We start from the raw sequence: 18,020 nt of genomic DNA, 5'->3' as shown, positions 1-18,020 counted from the left end.
TTTATTATGTATAGCACGTTGATTTTTGATGACATTAAGATTACAAATTGATAATATATTTTGAAATGTCTTTATAAATACTTCTTTAAATTAATATAAATAATTAAATTTTACAATATCTAAATTATTACAATTTCATAAAATTTACGCTTAATATGTTACATACCTTTTTATATTACTATTAAACTTGTTACAATAAATAAACATCCTACAAGGTCATTAATTTTGAAAATTATACCTTGTAGGATGTCAGTAATATAGTTATGTGATTTGTTTTATATTATTATTTAGCTAAATCTTTTTCGATGGCTTTAATTTCTTTAGCTGATAAGTTTACAGGCTTTTCCCCGTCTTTAACATCTTGTTTTAATGCTTCTTGTGCTTCTTTAGAATGATACAAGTCAACGATTTTTTTGTATGTTTTATTATCCATATTTTTAGAGTTAACTGCTACAATATTAATGTAAGGTTTAACTGCGTCTGAATTGGCATTTTCTAAATAAATTGGATCTTTTTTAGGATCTTTACCTGCTTTTGTAGCAACACCATTATTAATGACAGCAATATCTACATCTGACAGTGCGCGTGCAGTTTGTTGTGCATCTACTGCTTTAATTTTTAAATGTTTAGGATTTGATGTAATATCTTTCGTTGTTCCAGATAAACCAAAGTCTTTTTTCAACTTAATTAACCCTGCTGATTCTAATAATTTTAATGCTCTCGCTTGGTTTGAAACATCATTAGGTACAACTACACTTGCCCCATCTTTAACATCTTTAATGTTTTTAATTTTATCCGAATATATACCTAATGGTGCCAATACTGACGTACTTAATGCTGATATTTCTGTACCTTTGTGTGCCTTTTTATATTGATCTAAAAAGGCAAAATGTTGGAAAGCATTCATATCTATATCACCGTCATTTAATGCTTTATTCGGTAGATTATAATCAGAAAAATGCTTAATTTCTACATCTATATCATCTTTTTTAGCTAACTCTTTAACTTTCTCCCAAGCTTTTGTATCATTTGAAGCAACACCAATCGTTACCTTTTTATCATTATTACCTCCACATGCTGCTAATACTAATACTGCTAAAATGATAATTCCTATTAATTTTTTCATATACTCTTCTCCTTTAAAGCCTATATTTTAATTAATGTCTTCTAACTAACCTTGCTAATATATTGCCTAATGTTTGAATCAGTTGAACTATAATAATTAACACTACTACAGTAATAACTATCACTATCGTGTCAAAGCGTTGATAACCATATACGAGTGCTAAGTCACCAATACCGCCACCACCAACAGCTCCTGCCATAGCAGTACTACCAATCAATCCAATAATCGCTGTTGTTAAAGCTAAGATTAACGAACCTAGTGCTTCTGGTAATAAAAAATACCTAATAATCTGAAGTGGAGATGCTCCCATTGCTTTAGCTGCTTCAATAATTCCTTCATCAACCTCTAATAATGAATTTTCTACTAATCTTGCTATATATGGTGCAACATATACAGTCAATGGCACAATTGCTGCTGTCGTTCCTATTGAAGTACCAACAAGTAACTTTGTAAAAGGAACGATGGCTATGAGTAAGATAATGAAAGGTACCGATCTTAATATATTAATAATAGGATTGAGCAACTGGTGAATGACTTGATTCTCCCAAACACCATTCTTTCTAGTTACCACTAATAAAATACCTAATGGAATACCAATCAAGGCACCAATTACTAGCGCGACAGTTACCATATACAATGTTTCATACAATGCCTGCATTAATTGTGATGAATCTAAACTTGAACCAAACATTATCGCACCTCCTCATATCGAATATGTTGATTTTCAAAATATGTAATAACATCATCTTTGCTAAAATGCTGAACAGCAGTTAAGCGTAACCACATATAACAAACTACCTCACCTTGAATCTCAGACATCGAAGAGAACATGATATTAACTTTGGCATGATAGTTTTCAATTAAGTCATTAATAATCGGTTGTTCCATTTGTGTTGAATCAATAAATAATTTGAAATCATTGTAAGGTTCAGTTTGCTTTGTGTTCCACTGCTCAAGTAACGATGGTGTAGGTTCTGTTTGAATCACCGTTGAGACAAAATTCTTAGCTGTTAAAGTGGAAGGATGACTAAAGACATCTTTGACACTTCCTATCTCTACAACTTCTCCCTTTTCCATGACAGCAACACGATTACAAATCTGCTTAATCACACTCATTTCATGCGTAATCATCATAATTGTGACACCAAATTCACGATTAACTTTTTTCAACAATTCTAAAATAGACGCTGTAGTAGCTGGGTCTAACGCACTAGTAGCTTCGTCACATAATAAAATTTTGGGATTAGTGACTAATGCTCTTGCGATAGCCACACGTTGTTTCTGCCCACCAGATAGCTCATCGGGATAATGATCTTTCTTATCAGTCAAGCCAACAAAGTCTAAAATTTCCACCACTTTTTGTGTTATGTCTGATTTATTAACTTTACTTAAAATAAGTGGCATAGCCACATTTTTAAATACTGTTGCTGAATGTAATAAATTAAAATGTTGAAAAATCATACCAATATCTTTTTTCACTTGTCTTAATGCTTTGTCTGAATATTGATTAATATCATGACCATCTACGATGACTTGTCCAGTCGAAACTGACTCTAGATGATTAACAAGTCTCACTAATGTACTTTTTCCTGCGCCACTATATCCAATAACACCAAAGATATCATGACGATTGACAGTAAAGTTGACATCATTTAAAGCCTGTATCGTTCTACTTTTTTTACGATATGTTTTATTCACATGCTGAAACTGAATCATCAATTGTCCCCCTTCAGTAATCCCTACAAAAATGATAAGAATAACAGAATTATATGTGACTAAATTGCAAACGTCAATACAATTATCGAAATTTTCTAAAAACAAAGACAAAAATAAAAAGTTTATTTTTTAAGTTTTTACACAACATTAATAATATTTTTAATATTTAGTATACCAATATTAATTGTTTTAGATTATAATAATGGTATTAATTTTTAAGGAGAAATGTTATGTCTGAAATTAACCAAAACAATACATATGTTAAACAAACAAGTCGCGTTGCTGAAATGGTACTAGGTATTATGGGAAGTATCTTTGGAATGCTTGGAGGCATTTTCGCTATGTTTTTTGGCAGTCTTGCTAGTTCGCTTGAAGCTGAAGGCGGAAATAGTGTTATAGGCTTGGGTCTTGCAGTTATCATAGTTTGTGTCATCACATTAATTTTAAGTTGTATTATCAATAAAAAACGCGTCTTAATGGGTACTTTATTAATTATTGGTGGCATATTAAACATTGTTTTTATCAGTTTATTTGGAGTATTATCTGGCTTATTAATTATCGTTGCCGGTATTTTAGCTTTAATTCGAAAATAACCGACAAAACAAAAAGCATTAGTCATTGGTGAAATCAAACACATTTCTTCAATGACTAATGCTGTTATTTTTATATTCAACTGCATAATATAATATCATAGAGAACCTAGGCTACAAACATTTTCTCTTAATCTATATGCAATAACTTATTTTAAAGTATCTAACGCTGATTTTAAATCTTGAACTAAATCTTCAGTATCTTCTATACCTACTGAAATTCTCACTAATCCATCAGTAATACCTTCTTTAGCTCTGATATCTGCTGGGATAGATGCATGTGTCATCAATGCTGGTACTGAAATTAAACTTTCTACAGCGCCTAAACTTTCAGCTAATGTATAATATTCAGTTTCTCTAATGACTTGCTTTGCACTGTCAGTATCTTTAACTTCAAAAGCAATAACGCCAGTATGTCCATCAGCTTGAGCAGCATGAACGTCATGATTTAAATGACTTGCAATACTTGGATGGAATACTTGTTGAACTGCTGGATGTGCTTGTAGCATTTCAATAATGTCTGATACACTACGATTAATTTGTTCCATACGTAAGCCTAATGTTTTCAGACCTCTAATTAATAAGTAGCTATCTTGAGGTCCAAGAATACCACCTGTTGAGTTTGAAATAAAAGCTAATCTTTCTGCTAAATCATCATCAGATGTAGCAACTAATCCTGCAACTAAATCACTGTGACCACCTAAATATTTTGTTGCTGAATGTAATACGATATCAATACCTAAATCTAAAGGATTTTGATAATAAGGTGTCATAAATGTATTATCAACAACCGAAATTAAATGATGCTGCTTAGCAATTTGAGCAGATTTTTTAATATCTGTAACACGTAATAATGGATTTGAAGGCGTTTCAATAAATAACATTTTAGTATTTTCTTTAATAGCTTGTTCAATATTATCCGTGTTTGTTGTATCTACAAATTCAACCTCAATACCAAAACGTGTAAATACTTTAGTTAGTGCGCGGTATGTACCACCATAAACATCAGAATTTAAAATAACATGATCACCTTTATCTAGTAACATCACTACAGCACTAATTGCTGCTACACCTGAACTAAATGCGAAGCCAAATTTACCATTTTCTAATGCTGCAATAACACTTTCTACAGAACTTCTTGTCGGATTAGCTGTTCGTGAATATTCATAACCTTGGCGTAAATCACCAATATCATCTTGTAAATACGTACTTGTTTGATAAATAGGTGTCGTCACCGCTCCTGTAAAGTCGTCTGTTGTATGTCCGCCATGAATCATTTTAGTTTTCTTTTTCATTATTATTTCGTCTCCTTATAATTAAATATCTTTTTTGACATGTATCTATCACTACCATCTGGAAATATGACAACGATTGTACCATGTGTAATAGTCTCTTTTAACTCCAATGCACCTTGCAATGCTGCTCCAGAAGAACTTCCAACTAACAAACCTTCTTTCATTGCTAATAATTTAACATTGTTAAATGCATCTTTATCCTCAATAGTAAAAATACCATCAACTAATTGTCGCTTTAAAAATTGCGGCCATTTTTCAGAACCAATGCCTTCAGTGTCATGAGCGTGTTTCGCTCCTCCGTTTAAAATAGAGCCTTCTGGTTCTACTGCATAACATTTAACATCATAAGCTTTCAAATACTGTGCCAAACCAGCAAAAGTACCTCCTGACCCAATTCCAGCAACACAATAATCTATTTGAGGAATGGCATGAATTAATTGAGGTGCTAATGTGTCTTGATATGCTTGTGGATTACGTGCTGTTTCAAATTGGTTCATATAATATGCATCATGCTGTTGTGCATAAGCTTTGGCTTGTTGTTGTGCCCCAATCATTCCTTCATTCTGAGGTGTGCGATAAATATCAGCACCTAATGCTGTCATAATACTAATTTTTTCTTCTGAAAAACCATATGGTGCAAATATTTTACAGTGCAAATCAAAACGATTAGCAGCCATTGCCAGTCCTATACCAGTATTTCCTGCAGTAGCTTCTACAATCGTATCACCTTGTTGTATTTCACCAGCTTCTAAAGCTGTCTCAACTAAGTACTTACCTAGGCGATCTTTAATACTACCACCAGGATTAAATTGTTCAAGTTTAGCGTAAATCTTGACATTATCATCACTAAAATACTCTAATAATACTAATGGCGTTTGCCCAATCAAGTCATATGCAATCATAGTTGATGTACACTGTTGACGATGTTTAAATGCAAATCATTAACAGTGTTAGACCTACTTTCTATTAAATTTCTAATTCTTACTTTTCAGATAAGAATTATAAATGATATTCCATTATTTTGCAATTATCTAAATTTCTAAAATAATACTCAATCTTATTTTCTGTGTATAACGTTATAGCATGTTATGATATGGGTAATTATTGATGTTAGCGACATACATACTTAATATTGTATATTCTCAAGTGCTATATCACATCGTCCGAATGTATCAAAACATCATTTTCTATAACGATTACTATTTAAATCATTGGAGGTTCATTATGGCACAAAAAGATTTGGCTTTGTCTGTTTTCACAAATGAATCATATAAAAGACTTAAACATCATGCTACGAATTTTAGAAATTCCATGTATGACGACTTAGAAGTTATCAAAAGTAGCTTTAAAAATTGTAATTTTAACGAAGGTGTCTTTAAAAATATTAAACATGTCACTCTAAACAAATTCAACAGTTGTGATTGTGATGATACTATTTTTGATAATGTCACTTTCGATAATAATATGTTCAAACAGATTAATTTTCAAAATACAACATTCGATGATTGTACAATGACTGATGACACATTTACTAAAGTCAATTTCAATGGAACAGTAATCAGACATTTAAACATCACAAATGTTACATTTAAAAATGTTCTATTCAATAACGTAGATATTACAAACACGTTGTTTGACAATGTTACATTTAAAAATTGCACCTTCAGCAATGTCACAATCAATCAGTCAATCTTGTCAGATAAATTAGTTAAAACGCTAGCTAAACAAGGGGTGCTTATCACTAATACTGCAAATCAATAAATCACATCAAAAAAGCATTTGATACAACTGTTCACTGGTGTCAATCATTGACAACCATACTCTAGCAAACTGTATCAAATGCTTTTTATTAATTAAATAATTGTAAGATAAATACCAATACTATGACCACTGGCATCACAAATTTTATTAAATAGTACCATAATGAGAATAATTTAAATCGGTCTTTGCCAAAACTTTGTTGTAAAGCATCTTTATTTAATAATTGCCCAACAACAAGTGTTGTTCCTAGTGCACCTAGTGGCATAAGTATATTCGATACTACAAAATCCATATTATCAAAAATGGTACCTGCACCAAATTTGAAATCTTTCAATATGCCGAATGATAGTGTAGCTGGCACACTAATGATTAATACTAAAATACTTGCTATTAATGCTACTTTTCGACGTTTCGCATTATCATTTTTAGTAAAGTTAGAGACGTTCAATTCTAATAATGAAATAGAAGATGTTAAGGCAGCGAATAAAAATAACACTAAAAAGATTAAATAAAATAATGATCCCATATGCATTTGACTAAACACTAATGGTAAAACTTTGAAGAGCAAACCAGGTCCTTCTTGTGGTTGATAACCAAACGTATTTAATGCTGGGAAAATTGCTAATCCTGCTAACACAGAAACTAATATATTCATTAACACAATGGCAATAGCAGATGATTTTATTGTCATGTCTTTAGAGGCATAACTAGCATAAGTAATCATCCCCGTTGTACCTAATGATAAAGTGAAAAATGATTGTCCTAAAGCAAATAAAATACCTTCACCACTAATATCTTCGACGCGTGGCTGTAATAAAAATTTCAAGCCATCTATGGCACCATCTAAAGTCAAAGATTTAGTTACAATAATGATTAGAAAAATAAATAACAATGGCATCATCACTTTTGACGCTTTTTCTAATCCCTTTTCAACTCCTAACATAACAATAATCATCGTTAATAAAATAAAAACACTTTGTCCTATAACTGTTAACCACGGATTTGTAATAATAGCTTCAAAACGAATATCTTGAAGGTGCATCGTACTATTTAACTGTGCAATTTGGCCAAGTACATAGGCAATATATATAACGATCCAACCACCTATCACACTATAAAATCCAAATAAAATAAAGACAGCTAAATTACCATTCCAACCAATAATATTCAGCCATTTCTTACCTGTTAACTTACTATATATTTGTGTTGTATATGTTCTCCCCATTTTACCGACAGTGAATTCCATAATTAATAATGGTAGTCCTACAAATATAGTAAAGATTAAGAACATAGCTAAAAATGCACCGCCACCATATATGCCTGCCATATATGGAAACTTCCACATTGCTCCAAGTCCAATTGCTGAGCCAGCACTGGCTAAAATAAAGCCAGTTGATGATTTCCATTGTGATTGCTTACTCAATATTCACATCTCCTTTAAAGCGTTAAAGCGTCTATACGTTTAAGTAATACTCTAACACTTATGCAAATAACATGCAATACTACATTCAAAATGTCCTCTTAATATGAATCATTATCACAAATCTTTTTGTCAAAATTTGTACGATCCGCTCAATATATTTATCAAATGATACCTTCAATAGTGGTTACTTTAGTTAGCAGTAGTTCTAGTTATAACAGGATGTTGATTAAAAGTTTATTTAAAAATGATTCATTCAGCACCTAAACTTTTGACATCATGCCTTTTGACACTCACGAAAAAAATAAATTTCGACATAAGAATAGAGAGCAAGTCAGCAATAAAATCAAAAGGTTTATCGCTATCTTACTCTCTCTTACATTTATTTAGTTAAGCGTCTTGTTAAAAATTGAATAACGTTAGCTTCTAAAATATCTCTACCTTCACCATGTGTCATCAAATGATTGGAATCTAGCAAGCCTGTTAAAATCTTATCTTCAGAATTCAAATGATGATAAATATATTCGGCACTATCTCTGTATGACAATGCATCTTTACCACCATAAAGAATGTTAGCAGCACAGTATATTTCATCTAAGTGACTCATAATTATATCAATAAATTGTTGGAATTTGAGCAATTCTTGTTCATAGTTTGTGATTGCTGATAATTGTTGTTTGATTTCTTCCTCATCAACACCTAAAATTTGTCCCATTCTGTTACAATAATTGAATAAATGTTGTACCAAACCTTCGTTACTTTTCTCTTTAGGTGCTGACATGACGACGATGTTTGCTAATTCATACGTTTCAGCTAATTTTAATGTCATCAAGCCACCGAGAGATACACCTATCGCACTAATAGATTGATAACCTTGCTGTCTCAAAAAGTGATATGCATGTTCAACTTCTTGCCACCAATCATCAATACCATAGGACATAAAAGATGGCAATTGTAGACCATGTCCTGGATAATTCGGCAAATAGCAACTATAACCTAGTTTATTCAATTCAGTTGCTAAATGTTTAACATCCCTATTCGTCCCAGTAAATGAATGAAGTAATAATATTGCATGATCATTATTACCAGACAGATATACAGGATTGGGCGTTTTAATTTTCATGTCATATCTCCTTTATAAAAGTTCTACACTATAAATGTTTACGACGATGGTAAATGAAATAAGGATATACAGCTAAGAATAAAGCAACCCACAATATGGCCAATGATGATCCCGCTAAGACATCTGTAACATAATGTGCGTGAAAATAAACACGACAAAATAGTATACTTAGCCAAATCAAGCCCATAATGATGCCACTTAAGACCTTAGTAGATAACTTTGTAGCAAGTGAAATAATAACAACCATTAAACTTAAATATAATAATGTACTGGCATTAGAATGACCACTTGGAAATGAAAAACCAGTATCTACAGACAAATGATTATAAGGTCTCACACGTTCAACAGTATCCTTAATCAATTTGTTAATAATAACACCTGACACTAACACAGACATAAACCAAAAAGCTAAATGCCGTTGTTTAATGAATAGTACAATTGTAACGATGATAGCTACTAAGATGACGCCTTTAACATCACCTAGTTCTGCACAAAACGTCATATAGTAATTAAAGATATTTCCTACAAATCGTCTTTGAGGCTCACCTAAATGTTCTGTCATCCAAGTCAGTGACCCCATATCTATACTTTTAAAAAATGTTTGTTTTGTCACAACACTATAAAATACACCAACAAAGCCAGCCAACGCTATTAAAAATAGCGGTACGGTTACTTTTGGTGACGTTAATCTTGAATCAATCATATAGTTCTCCTTTATCATATAGTTTATAATTTAATTTTTTCTTATCTTCTCTATAGTCATTATCCCTATATAACTATCATCTAAAAAGCTCAATTATTTGTCTAAAATACAAAATAAAAAACTTAATTTTATAATTATAATGCATAATGCAAATAAAACCATGTATAATTGACTACAACAATTATTAAATCACGAAAAATTTCAATACTTTAAATTAATTAAGAAAGGGGTAACGCTTATCAATAGGATTATTTTAGTTTATTTAGCCTTAATTATCACACTCGTCAGATTCTTTACCCCAATTCATCCATCATTCGAACATTTGATTTATTGGATATTCGTTCTATATTGCATTCCTATCATTTTGTGCATTATCGGATTTAAAGCAGAAAAATTAATTGCCATAATGGTTATCATACCCAATTTTCTAGGGATTACTTATCGATTATATGCCTATATTGTTAATGTCTTATTATTGTAAGATCAAAATGATATCTTGCAACACCAAAAAAACAATATATGCTTCAGTTTGTACTAAAACCACCACATCACAAATAATCTCAAATAAGTTTAAGAAGCCTCATACATTAAAATAAGGCTGAAACAATTAAAGTGTCCCAGCCTCAAATGATCATATTGCTATTTATGACTTAACTTTTCAAGATTATGTTCAAGCTTAAAAACAATAATACGTTCTCCTGTTTCAGTACTCAAATCACTATGCAAACTGATTACTTTAATGCCTGTAATATTTACAATAATTTGCTTTAAATCCTGTTCACCAGATTCCACTAACTCTGAACGAGTTCGTTTGATATTAAGTAAACCTTCATTTGTTTCACATACTCTATATTCAGCTGGTGTCAGTATGCCTTGTAAACTAACAATCACCATATCTCTTAAAATATCTGATTTAACCGATAGTGATCCTCTACCAAGAAAATCTTTTTCCCACTGTGTGATTGATTTACTAATTTGGGCTTCTAATTCACCTTTAGTCATCTTCATTACTATTACTCCAATAAACTTTAAATTACTTACTTTGTCGCTAGTTGTTTAACGTATATATTATAACGACTATCAACTATAATTTTATCATTTTTTTCATATATTTAAATACTTAGAGCATCATATTAAACGTTGAAATTTCATAATTTAAACATTACCAATCTTTAAACTTACCTTCATCATCGATACTTGCTAGGCGTACCCAATGATGTTTAACTTTTCTAGCAAAATGTGCATTCTCCTGTAGTAATCGTCTTACAGCATAGTCAGGTGCCTGAATAACAATAAGTAATCGATTAGGGGAGTGATACATTTGATTGTCACTTGCCATCACCGATTGCCATGGTAAACCGTACATTAAATCACTAGCATTACCTTGCATAACGCCGACTCCAGAAGTCACAGATTGTGTTCTTTTGTTTCCACTGCCATAAAAATGCGGTGCTACTGTTGAAGCATAGTATTGTAAATTAATCCATTGTGCTACTAAAGCGGGTCCAGAAATAATGGTATTTAACAGCGTACCATCATTATCTTTGTGCCAATCATAATCATGTAAAAATGCTCGTCCTTCTAAGTTGATATGTTTTGTTAACTGGCGCTTACCTATAATAAACGTATTATTATTTGCCAACCCCCATTCCGGACGAATTTCACTCCAATCCGTCGCAAAACGTTGCGCCTCGGTTACAGGATGATAACGGTCATCAACTGTAGGTAATAATGCCAAACGTTCTTTATTCGCTTCATATGAAATTTGTGGTAATGCTATAATTAATGTATTGTATGCATCTTGTGCTGCAGGTGATAACGTTTCAGGAAGATAAATAAAATCTAGTGTATCTGTTGAAGTGAGATGTTCAGCAGCTACAAACACTGTATCTTGTGGTATATCAATCTTATACGCTTTCAATCCTTGTCGAACCTTCGTAGAATTACACATCATTGCTAATAATTTCGCATTAAAGCCACTTGAGGCACCTCCACATGCACCACACTCTAATGATGACTGATATGGATTGTTATGGGACTGACTACCATGTCCACCAAAGACCACGAGTGGCGCAAAATTATCAGTCAAATCCATTAATTTTAATGCTTGTAAAGTAAAGTCAACTTGTTCTTGTTCTGTAAAACCAATTGGTAAATCTGATTTATGCTCATATCTTCTATTAATAGTTAAATTTGTTTGTGGTTTTTTTAACCACTTACGCTTAAAGTGTTGTAATGTTTGTTGTCCTTTTTTAGGAACCAATGTATTCACAATCGTATTAATACTTAAAATCGGTCCACTTAATTCAGGTAATAATAAACTCGGTAAGACGTTATGTTTCATCAATTTAAATGTATAAAATAATGACGATACGGTACTTTGTCTTTGTTGATAAACTTTAACATCATTTCGATCTGCATATTCTTTAATCTTATAGGCCGGTGTCACCATTACTGGCAAAGAATTATGTGTAAACTGTTCATCTAGCACTTCTTTTTGAATTGGAAGTCCAAAAAATCCTGCAATTCCTAATGTTTCAAAAGGACCATGTGCCTCAATGTGACGTCTAAATGGTTCTGAACGCACATCAATACAAAATGCCAATTGTACCTTAGTATCTATAGTATCTTTCACTGTATTGTTATGCACTACTTTAGTCATCAGTTGTTGTTCAGCTGTTTCTTCCCATGCTATTAACCACTTATTTTTAAAGAAATTACGATTATAGTGTTGCGCAAAACGAATACGCTCACGTTGTGCTTCAATTGTAAGTGCTTGCCACTCTTCAAAAGTCATATCAGTATAGTAACACCAAGCCTCAATCGCTTGTTTTATATCTTGTTCAAATGAATTACTAAGCATATTTGCTGGCTTGTTATTAGTAAAATTAACTAACAATAATTCATTTATTAAGCGAATCGCTAAATAGTCTGTTAATAAATGACGTTCAAAATGATGTTGTTGGGAACGATAGTAAAGCATTCCAGCCCATCCTGGTAAAGCTAATAAATGCCCTTCTAAATATGCTTGAACATTGTGTTCTACAATATCTAATTGTGACAAAGCATAATTAACCGCTTCAGTTGCATGCTTTGGTAAAGCTTTAACAACTTGACGTTGTTGTTTCGATAAGCTACGGTCATGTTGTGCTAAATGTACCCATGCATGGTAAAAACTTTGTTCTCTTTTAGGCATTGTCCAACTTGATAAAAATTGGTCAACATATAATTTAGACCACTTAATCATCTGTTTGTTTAACTGCTCACTCAATAATTTCCCATTACTATCTATCAAGTAATCACTTTTAGGGCGAATTACTTCATTCCATTGTCCTAAATTCACCTCAATCCTCGTTCGATTGAGGTAATCTTTGAATTCAGGTTGAGTAATCAAAGATTGAGGGATTTCAGATAATAATTGATGATTTGCTATATATGTTGTCATCGCTTGTTGAGGAATTTGATAGTTACTATACATGACATCGTTATCAATTTGTTTATCTACTAATGCTGTATCAATGTGATGTTGTTTAATAGCCTGATGTATCAAACCAGCACTAGGATAAATATCGATATCCCTTATTTTTTGTAACCATTCAGCCACTTGTTCAAATGTCTCTGTTTCTAAACCTTCCCATGGATTACGTGCAGCAAATATTGATATAGGTGATAAAGGTGTAATCACTCGTTTCGCATTATCAACGACTTCATTTATATGCTCTTGTGTTGTCATTCCATTCACCTCTTATAAATATTTTTTTAAATATTCAGGATGCCTTTCAATTGCTTGAGGTCTAGCTTCACCTAAATTAACTAACCATAAATAAAGAATGGCAAATGAAGTTGAATATCTACGATGTGCAACCCAAATACTTAATAAACTTCCACAAACTAGTATGATAATACTCACAACGACTGCTATTAAAGGCGCATGAGCACTATGAACAGTGATTGTTTGTAACACACTATTTAAATAATGGTGTGTAATGATATACATCATTGCTATTAAAGCAATCAATACGATTCCAATGCTACGACCTAATGCCCCTTTGCTAAAAGCTACTAATTGATTCCATGAAACCATCAACGACCACGCTAATATTAATGCACTAATAAGTTCATAGGCGTGTTGCTCACTTGCTAGCCAGAATAATACTGCCACAATTATCGCTAAAGCTCTGCCAATAATTAACCATCCATATGTATCTTTAGCTGACTTTTGGGAAGGAATATTAAATCGTTTAACAATCGAACCAGATTGTAGAAATAGCGTTGCTTTAAAAATACCATGCAATATTAAGTGAATAATAGCTGCTGAATATACACCTAAAGCACATTGAACTAACATAAAGCCCATTTGACTCATCGTTGATCCTACTAATTGTCTTTTATAGTCAACTTGAACCAAACTAATACCCGAGCCAAGTAAGACTGATACACTAGCAATAATCAGTAATAATGATAAAGCAATCGCATTATCAAAAATAGGTGAAAACCTAGTCAAAATAACACCGCCAGCATTAACAATACCTGCATGCATAATAGCCGATACAGGCGTTGGGGCTACAACCGATTCAATCAACCATTTTTGAAATGGGAATTGTGCCGCTGGAATAATTACTGCAATTACAAGTAACAAATCAACCACTAGATCCATTGTTGGATTAGTAATTTGATTAGGTACCATCCATTGTCCCGTCGCGCTATAAATCACTATGACTGCTAATACTAAAGCTAACCATCCTACTATAAATGTCATTGCAGAAATCTTAGCAGATTCACGAGGGACCTTCCAATGACGATTAACATTAATCAATAACGTTAACGATAATAGTGTTAAGCCCCAGAATAATGTCATCAAACGTAAGTCATGAGATAACCAAGCTATTGATGCAAACGTAGTGATTAAAGTGAATAATGGAAAATATTGACGATAATGGTGATCGCCTAATAAATAGCGCATGGAAAATTTTTGAATAATAAAACCTAACGCCATGACAAAACTAGCCAATAACCAAGATAATCTATCTAATTCAAATGGCCCGATAACCACATGTTGATGTTCTGTTAAAAATGCCCATAATGCGATGATAATAGGCAAAAATATGATGATGAGATGTGTCTTAATGAATTTAATTGGTACTAATGGTATTAAAAATAGTACGCCACTTAATGCTGCACATATTAACGTTAGGAAAAAAATAGTTAATAATAATTGTTCACTAATCATTGCCTACCTCCTTAATAAATTTATTATGACTGATTTTTGGTATAAATAAAAACCTACAATTGCCATTTTGTGCATACTTGCAGAAAATTGACGATTGCAGGTTTCATATTAACTAGATATTCACGTCATTGTTAAGCTATTAAATAACTTAGTCTAAATGATTGAATTCTTTTTAATGATGCTACTATGCATTAGTTTATGTATGTTATGTCTATACTTTCAACACATTGATTACTATCAAACGTTGCTCATATAAGACCTAACTTATTCTTTTTGAATTTTAAACGTATAAATAAAAATATAGTGAATGTCATTGCTAATGTCAAATCTTGATGTTAATTTTCAATTAATAGTCAATACTTAGGCACTCTCGAGACAGTTGGGCACTAATGACCGTTAATAAATACAACTTTAACAACAGCTTTGCCATAAATAATGTAAGTTAGGGATTATTAATCACATACACAATTAAATGACGTACAATAAAGTTACTTCAAAGCAAACAGAACTTTTTATTGAGAATAGTTGATATCTTAATAAAATTATCTATTGCTTTATTGAAGTATTCGCTGATAAAGCGTTTAAGTATATCCAACAACTCATCATACATAACTTACGTTAGGAGGCTATTATCATGGAAATCTTCACTACAATAGTTAAAATCATCAAAACAATTATTGATATTTTTGTAAAATAATAGCACCATAAGCCATTAAAATTAATACACATACATTTCTAATCATAAGCAATAGACTGGGACATTTATGTTCCAGTCTTTATTCATGTAAAAAATAGAGATCGGAATGTCACTTCGTAAAGTGTACCCGACCTCTATCTGGATAAAATGACATTTCTGTTACTTTTAACTTAGCATATTTTAAGCTTGTTAGAAATAGACTTTTTATGACATTATAGTAACAATTTTATTTAGTATAGTCATCTACTGTAGTTTATTTTAAGCTCAAGACAAAATGGATTATATGTTTAATGTGAATATTTGGCAAGGGAGTGGGATAAAAATATTTCACACTTAAATTCAAGCATTTGGCAGTAACTGTCTGGTTTGTAAAATGTTGATGTATCAACGTTTTGCAAACCTAGTCAGTCTTGCCGGGGTGGGAGGGACCCGTCATCAAAAATCCATGTGTGGATTTTACATTAATGTGCAAGACGGGCATCTACGAAATAAATTTTATATAAAATTTATTTCTGTCCCACTTCCCCATCAATCTCTGACAATGCTAGTCAATCTTCCCATGATGGTTGAAATCCGTTATTAAAAATTCACATGTAGCTGTTACATTAATATGCAAGACCATCATCTATGACATCAATTTTTGAATAAATTCATTTTCACCCCACTCTCATCCTATTCCTTTGACCATTTTATTTTCATAGTAAATTTTAACGTGAAGGCTTAATATGCCAATGGTATGGATCTTCAAATTGGTTCCAATCTGCATCAATTTCTTGTGTATTAATTAAACATTGATCAAGTTCATGCATAATTTGCTGTTGATCCAAATCAGTGCCGATAATAACGAACTGCGTATGTCGGTCACCGTATTCAAGATCCCACTCAGCTGCCACATCTTCACGTTGCTCTAAAATTTGTAACTGTCTAACTTCTGGCATACTAGCAACCCAATATGTTACGGGATGTATATTGCATGAAGAACCAGCTTGTGACAACAAACAAGCTACATCATTGTATTGAGCTAGCCATACAATACCTTTTGCTCTTACAATATTTTCTGGCAAATGATCTAGCCATTGATTAAACCTAGCTGCATGAAATGGCAAATGTCGTTTATAGACAAAAGACGAAATACTATACTCTTCGGTTTCTGGTGTATGTTCAGTGTGACCACCTTGTTCTAACTCTTTAATCCATCCTGCAGACTCACTCGCTTTTTCAAAATCAAATAATTGTGTATTTAAGACATCCTGTAAGTCTACTTGTGCATTCGTTGTTTTAATTATCTTGGCACTTGGTTGCAATGCAACTAACATTTTTTCCAATTGCTTCAGTTCATCTTCACTAATTAAATCAATTTTGTTAATAATTAAGACATCGCAAAATTCTACTTGATCAATCAATAAGTCGGCTATCGTACGTTCATCTGTTTGATCTACACTTTGGTTTCTATCCATCAATAAGTCTTCGGATTTAATATCATTGACGAAGCGGTTAGCATCTACCACTGTAACCATCGTATCTAAGCGGCAAATGGCAGTTAAATCTATACCTAGTTCATCATCTATGTATGAAAATGTTTGTGCTACAGGTACTGGTTCGGATATTCCAGTCGATTCAATAACAATTTGATCAATGCCACCCTTGTTGACTAATCTTTCTACTTCTTTTAATAAATCATCTCTTAATGTACAGCAAATGCAGCCATTTGATAATTCTACTAACTTTTCATCAGTACGAGATAACCCTCCACCTTCCGCTATTAAATCTTTATCAATATTTACTTCACTCATGTCATTTACAATTACTGCAATACGTCTTCCTTCTCTATTTTGTAAAATATGATTTAATAATGTCGTCTTTCCTGATCCTAAATAGCCACTTAAGACAGTAACTGGAATTTTAGCCATAACAATAACCTCTCTTTGTAAATAGTAATAATTACGTTTTACAGTATATAAGAACCACTCCTATTTAGCAATGTAAGATTAGTATTTTTAGCAATTAATTATACTTTATTGTTTTTTGATTTATAATGAATGTAAAGACATGATCTCGTGAAGGGTGTGATATTACTATGTTAATCGTCATCATTATTCTTTATGTTATTGGTATCAGCTTAATTATATTAAGTATTTTCGGCTCAAAAACGGAAGGTTTAACGACCAGACATACACTTTATACATTTGGTAGTGCTATCATCGTTATTGCTATATTTATGTCTATTGGCTACGTCATACAATATTTGACCTCTGTGTTATACAACATGTAATACCAATACTTTTATGCATATATTTTACATTATTGTTATAAAGCATCTTCTTTTAAATCTTTTAATGTTTGTGATGGGGAGTGAGAC

The 18,020-nt window shown here is 32.1% G+C and carries 16 protein-coding genes; 4 read left to right on the top strand and 12 right to left on the bottom strand.

From position 1 onward, the window contains the following. Positions 1 to 283: 283 nt before the first annotated feature. Genes gmpC through J3R86_RS01695 form a run of 3 tightly spaced genes read right to left on the bottom strand, consistent with a single transcriptional unit; the run spans position 284 to position 2,842 of the window. Entirely contained in the window at positions 284 to 1,126 is an 843-nt protein-coding gene (gmpC, locus tag J3R86_RS01705; protein WP_207517796.1) for a MetQ/NlpA family ABC transporter substrate-binding protein, read from the bottom strand. Between the two features lie 31 nt (positions 1,127 to 1,157). Further along, positions 1,158 to 1,817, bottom strand: coding sequence for a methionine ABC transporter permease (locus J3R86_RS01700; protein ID WP_207517795.1), 660 nt, complete (start codon positions 1,815 to 1,817; stop codon positions 1,158 to 1,160). After that, on the bottom strand, positions 1,817 to 2,842 hold the full coding sequence (locus J3R86_RS01695) for a methionine ABC transporter ATP-binding protein (RefSeq protein ID WP_207517794.1): 1,026 nt from the start codon (positions 2,840 to 2,842) through the stop codon (positions 1,817 to 1,819). The genes J3R86_RS01700 and J3R86_RS01695 overlap by 1 nt, the downstream gene beginning before the upstream one ends. A gap of 230 nt (positions 2,843 to 3,072) precedes the next feature. Here J3R86_RS01695 and J3R86_RS01690 point away from each other — a divergent pair, with 230 nt between their 5' ends. Beyond that, entirely contained in the window at positions 3,073 to 3,435 is a 363-nt protein-coding gene (locus J3R86_RS01690) for a DUF4064 domain-containing protein (protein ID WP_207517793.1), read from the top strand. A gap of 146 nt (positions 3,436 to 3,581) precedes the next feature. On the opposite strand, the gene J3R86_RS01685 is transcribed toward J3R86_RS01690, so the two are convergent. Together J3R86_RS01685 and J3R86_RS01680 are read right to left on the bottom strand one after the other, a co-directional pair. Then, positions 3,582 to 4,727 (bottom strand): bifunctional cystathionine gamma-lyase/homocysteine desulfhydrase, encoded by a 1,146-nt coding sequence (locus tag J3R86_RS01685; protein WP_207517792.1) that lies wholly within the window; start codon positions 4,725 to 4,727, stop codon positions 3,582 to 3,584. Between the two features lie 2 nt (positions 4,728 to 4,729). Next, entirely contained in the window at positions 4,730 to 5,629 is a 900-nt protein-coding gene (locus tag J3R86_RS01680; RefSeq protein WP_207517791.1) for a PLP-dependent cysteine synthase family protein, read from the bottom strand. Between the two features lie 322 nt (positions 5,630 to 5,951). Between J3R86_RS01680 and J3R86_RS01675 the strand changes: the two genes are divergently transcribed. Then, a complete protein-coding gene (locus J3R86_RS01675; protein WP_207517790.1) occupies positions 5,952 to 6,488 on the top strand; it encodes a pentapeptide repeat-containing protein in 537 nt (178 codons plus the stop codon). 88 nt (positions 6,489 to 6,576) lie between these two features. On the opposite strand, the gene J3R86_RS01670 is transcribed toward J3R86_RS01675, so the two are convergent. From J3R86_RS01670 to J3R86_RS01660, 3 genes are all read right to left on the bottom strand, one after another. Further along, on the bottom strand, positions 6,577 to 7,914 hold the full coding sequence (locus J3R86_RS01670; RefSeq protein WP_207518497.1) for a sodium-dependent transporter: 1,338 nt from the start codon (positions 7,912 to 7,914) through the stop codon (positions 6,577 to 6,579). A 376-nt stretch (positions 7,915 to 8,290) separates the two neighbouring features. Then, positions 8,291 to 9,031, bottom strand: a complete 741-nt coding sequence (locus J3R86_RS01665) for an alpha/beta hydrolase (protein ID WP_207517789.1) — start codon at positions 9,029 to 9,031, stop codon at positions 8,291 to 8,293. A gap of 28 nt (positions 9,032 to 9,059) precedes the next feature. Beyond that, positions 9,060 to 9,734 (bottom strand): phosphatase PAP2 family protein, encoded by a 675-nt coding sequence (locus tag J3R86_RS01660; RefSeq protein ID WP_207517788.1) that lies wholly within the window; start codon positions 9,732 to 9,734, stop codon positions 9,060 to 9,062. Positions 9,735 to 9,972: 238 nt separating this feature from the next. Between J3R86_RS01660 and J3R86_RS12270 the strand changes: the two genes are divergently transcribed. Then, entirely contained in the window at positions 9,973 to 10,215 is a 243-nt protein-coding gene (locus tag J3R86_RS12270) for a hypothetical protein (RefSeq protein WP_207518496.1), read from the top strand. Positions 10,216 to 10,373: 158 nt separating this feature from the next. Here the strand turns inward: J3R86_RS12270 and J3R86_RS01650 are convergent, their stop codons facing one another. The 4 genes from J3R86_RS01650 to J3R86_RS01635 form a co-directional block, all read right to left on the bottom strand. Beyond that, positions 10,374 to 10,742 carry a Na-translocating system protein MpsC family protein gene (locus J3R86_RS01650; protein WP_207517787.1) on the bottom strand — a complete coding sequence of 123 codons (369 nt, stop codon included), beginning with the start codon at positions 10,740 to 10,742 and terminating at the stop codon, positions 10,374 to 10,376. A 154-nt stretch (positions 10,743 to 10,896) separates the two neighbouring features. Beyond that, a complete protein-coding gene (locus tag J3R86_RS01645) occupies positions 10,897 to 13,467 on the bottom strand; it encodes a DUF2309 domain-containing protein (RefSeq protein ID WP_207517786.1) in 2,571 nt (856 codons plus the stop codon). 12 nt (positions 13,468 to 13,479) lie between these two features. Then, positions 13,480 to 14,964 (bottom strand): NADH dehydrogenase subunit 5, encoded by a 1,485-nt coding sequence (locus tag J3R86_RS01640; protein WP_207517785.1) that lies wholly within the window; start codon positions 14,962 to 14,964, stop codon positions 13,480 to 13,482. Positions 14,965 to 16,368: 1,404 nt separating this feature from the next. Next, the gene (locus tag J3R86_RS01635) at positions 16,369 to 17,571 is read right to left on the bottom strand and encodes a GTP-binding protein (RefSeq protein WP_207517784.1); all 1,203 of its coding nucleotides are present in this window, start codon (positions 17,569 to 17,571) and stop codon (positions 16,369 to 16,371) included. 167 nt (positions 17,572 to 17,738) lie between these two features. Here J3R86_RS01635 and J3R86_RS12165 point away from each other — a divergent pair, with 167 nt between their 5' ends. Then, entirely contained in the window at positions 17,739 to 17,933 is a 195-nt protein-coding gene (locus J3R86_RS12165) for a hypothetical protein (RefSeq protein WP_207572162.1), read from the top strand. Positions 17,934 to 18,020 lie beyond the last annotated feature (87 nt).

Origin of the sequence: Staphylococcus simiae (assembly GCF_017357005.1) — a bacterium.
Taxonomy (GTDB): domain Bacteria; phylum Bacillota; class Bacilli; order Staphylococcales; family Staphylococcaceae; genus Staphylococcus; species Staphylococcus simiae_A.
This window is presented reverse-complemented; position numbering and strand designations above follow the sequence as displayed.

What these genes read in the sequence shown, in the direction of transcription:
- J3R86_RS12165 (WP_207572162.1), top strand. Translation starts at nt 17,739, where the DNA reads ATGTTAATCGTCATCATTATTCTTTATGTTATTGGTATCAGCTTAATT.
- J3R86_RS01640 (WP_207517785.1), bottom strand. Translation starts at nt 14,964, where the DNA reads ATGATTAGTGAACAATTATTATTAACTATTTTTTTCCTAACGTTAATA.
- J3R86_RS01685 (WP_207517792.1), bottom strand. Translation starts at nt 4,727, where the DNA reads ATGAAAAAGAAAACTAAAATGATTCATGGCGGACATACAACAGACGAC.
- J3R86_RS01635 (WP_207517784.1), bottom strand. Translation starts at nt 17,571, where the DNA reads ATGGCTAAAATTCCAGTTACTGTCTTAAGTGGCTATTTAGGATCAGGA.
- J3R86_RS01675 (WP_207517790.1), top strand. Translation starts at nt 5,952, where the DNA reads ATGGCACAAAAAGATTTGGCTTTGTCTGTTTTCACAAATGAATCATAT.
- J3R86_RS01690 (WP_207517793.1), top strand. Translation starts at nt 3,073, where the DNA reads ATGTCTGAAATTAACCAAAACAATACATATGTTAAACAAACAAGTCGC.
- J3R86_RS01660 (WP_207517788.1), bottom strand. Translation starts at nt 9,734, where the DNA reads ATGATTGATTCAAGATTAACGTCACCAAAAGTAACCGTACCGCTATTT.
- J3R86_RS01650 (WP_207517787.1), bottom strand. Translation starts at nt 10,742, where the DNA reads ATGAAGATGACTAAAGGTGAATTAGAAGCCCAAATTAGTAAATCAATC.
- J3R86_RS01645 (WP_207517786.1), bottom strand. Translation starts at nt 13,467, where the DNA reads ATGACAACACAAGAGCATATAAATGAAGTCGTTGATAATGCGAAACGA.
- gmpC (WP_207517796.1), bottom strand. Translation starts at nt 1,126, where the DNA reads ATGAAAAAATTAATAGGAATTATCATTTTAGCAGTATTAGTATTAGCA.
- J3R86_RS01700 (WP_207517795.1), bottom strand. Translation starts at nt 1,817, where the DNA reads ATGTTTGGTTCAAGTTTAGATTCATCACAATTAATGCAGGCATTGTAT.
- J3R86_RS01680 (WP_207517791.1), bottom strand. Translation starts at nt 5,629, where the DNA reads ATGATTGCATATGACTTGATTGGGCAAACGCCATTAGTATTATTAGAG.
- J3R86_RS01665 (WP_207517789.1), bottom strand. Translation starts at nt 9,031, where the DNA reads ATGAAAATTAAAACGCCCAATCCTGTATATCTGTCTGGTAATAATGAT.
- J3R86_RS01695 (WP_207517794.1), bottom strand. Translation starts at nt 2,842, where the DNA reads ATGATTCAGTTTCAGCATGTGAATAAAACATATCGTAAAAAAAGTAGA.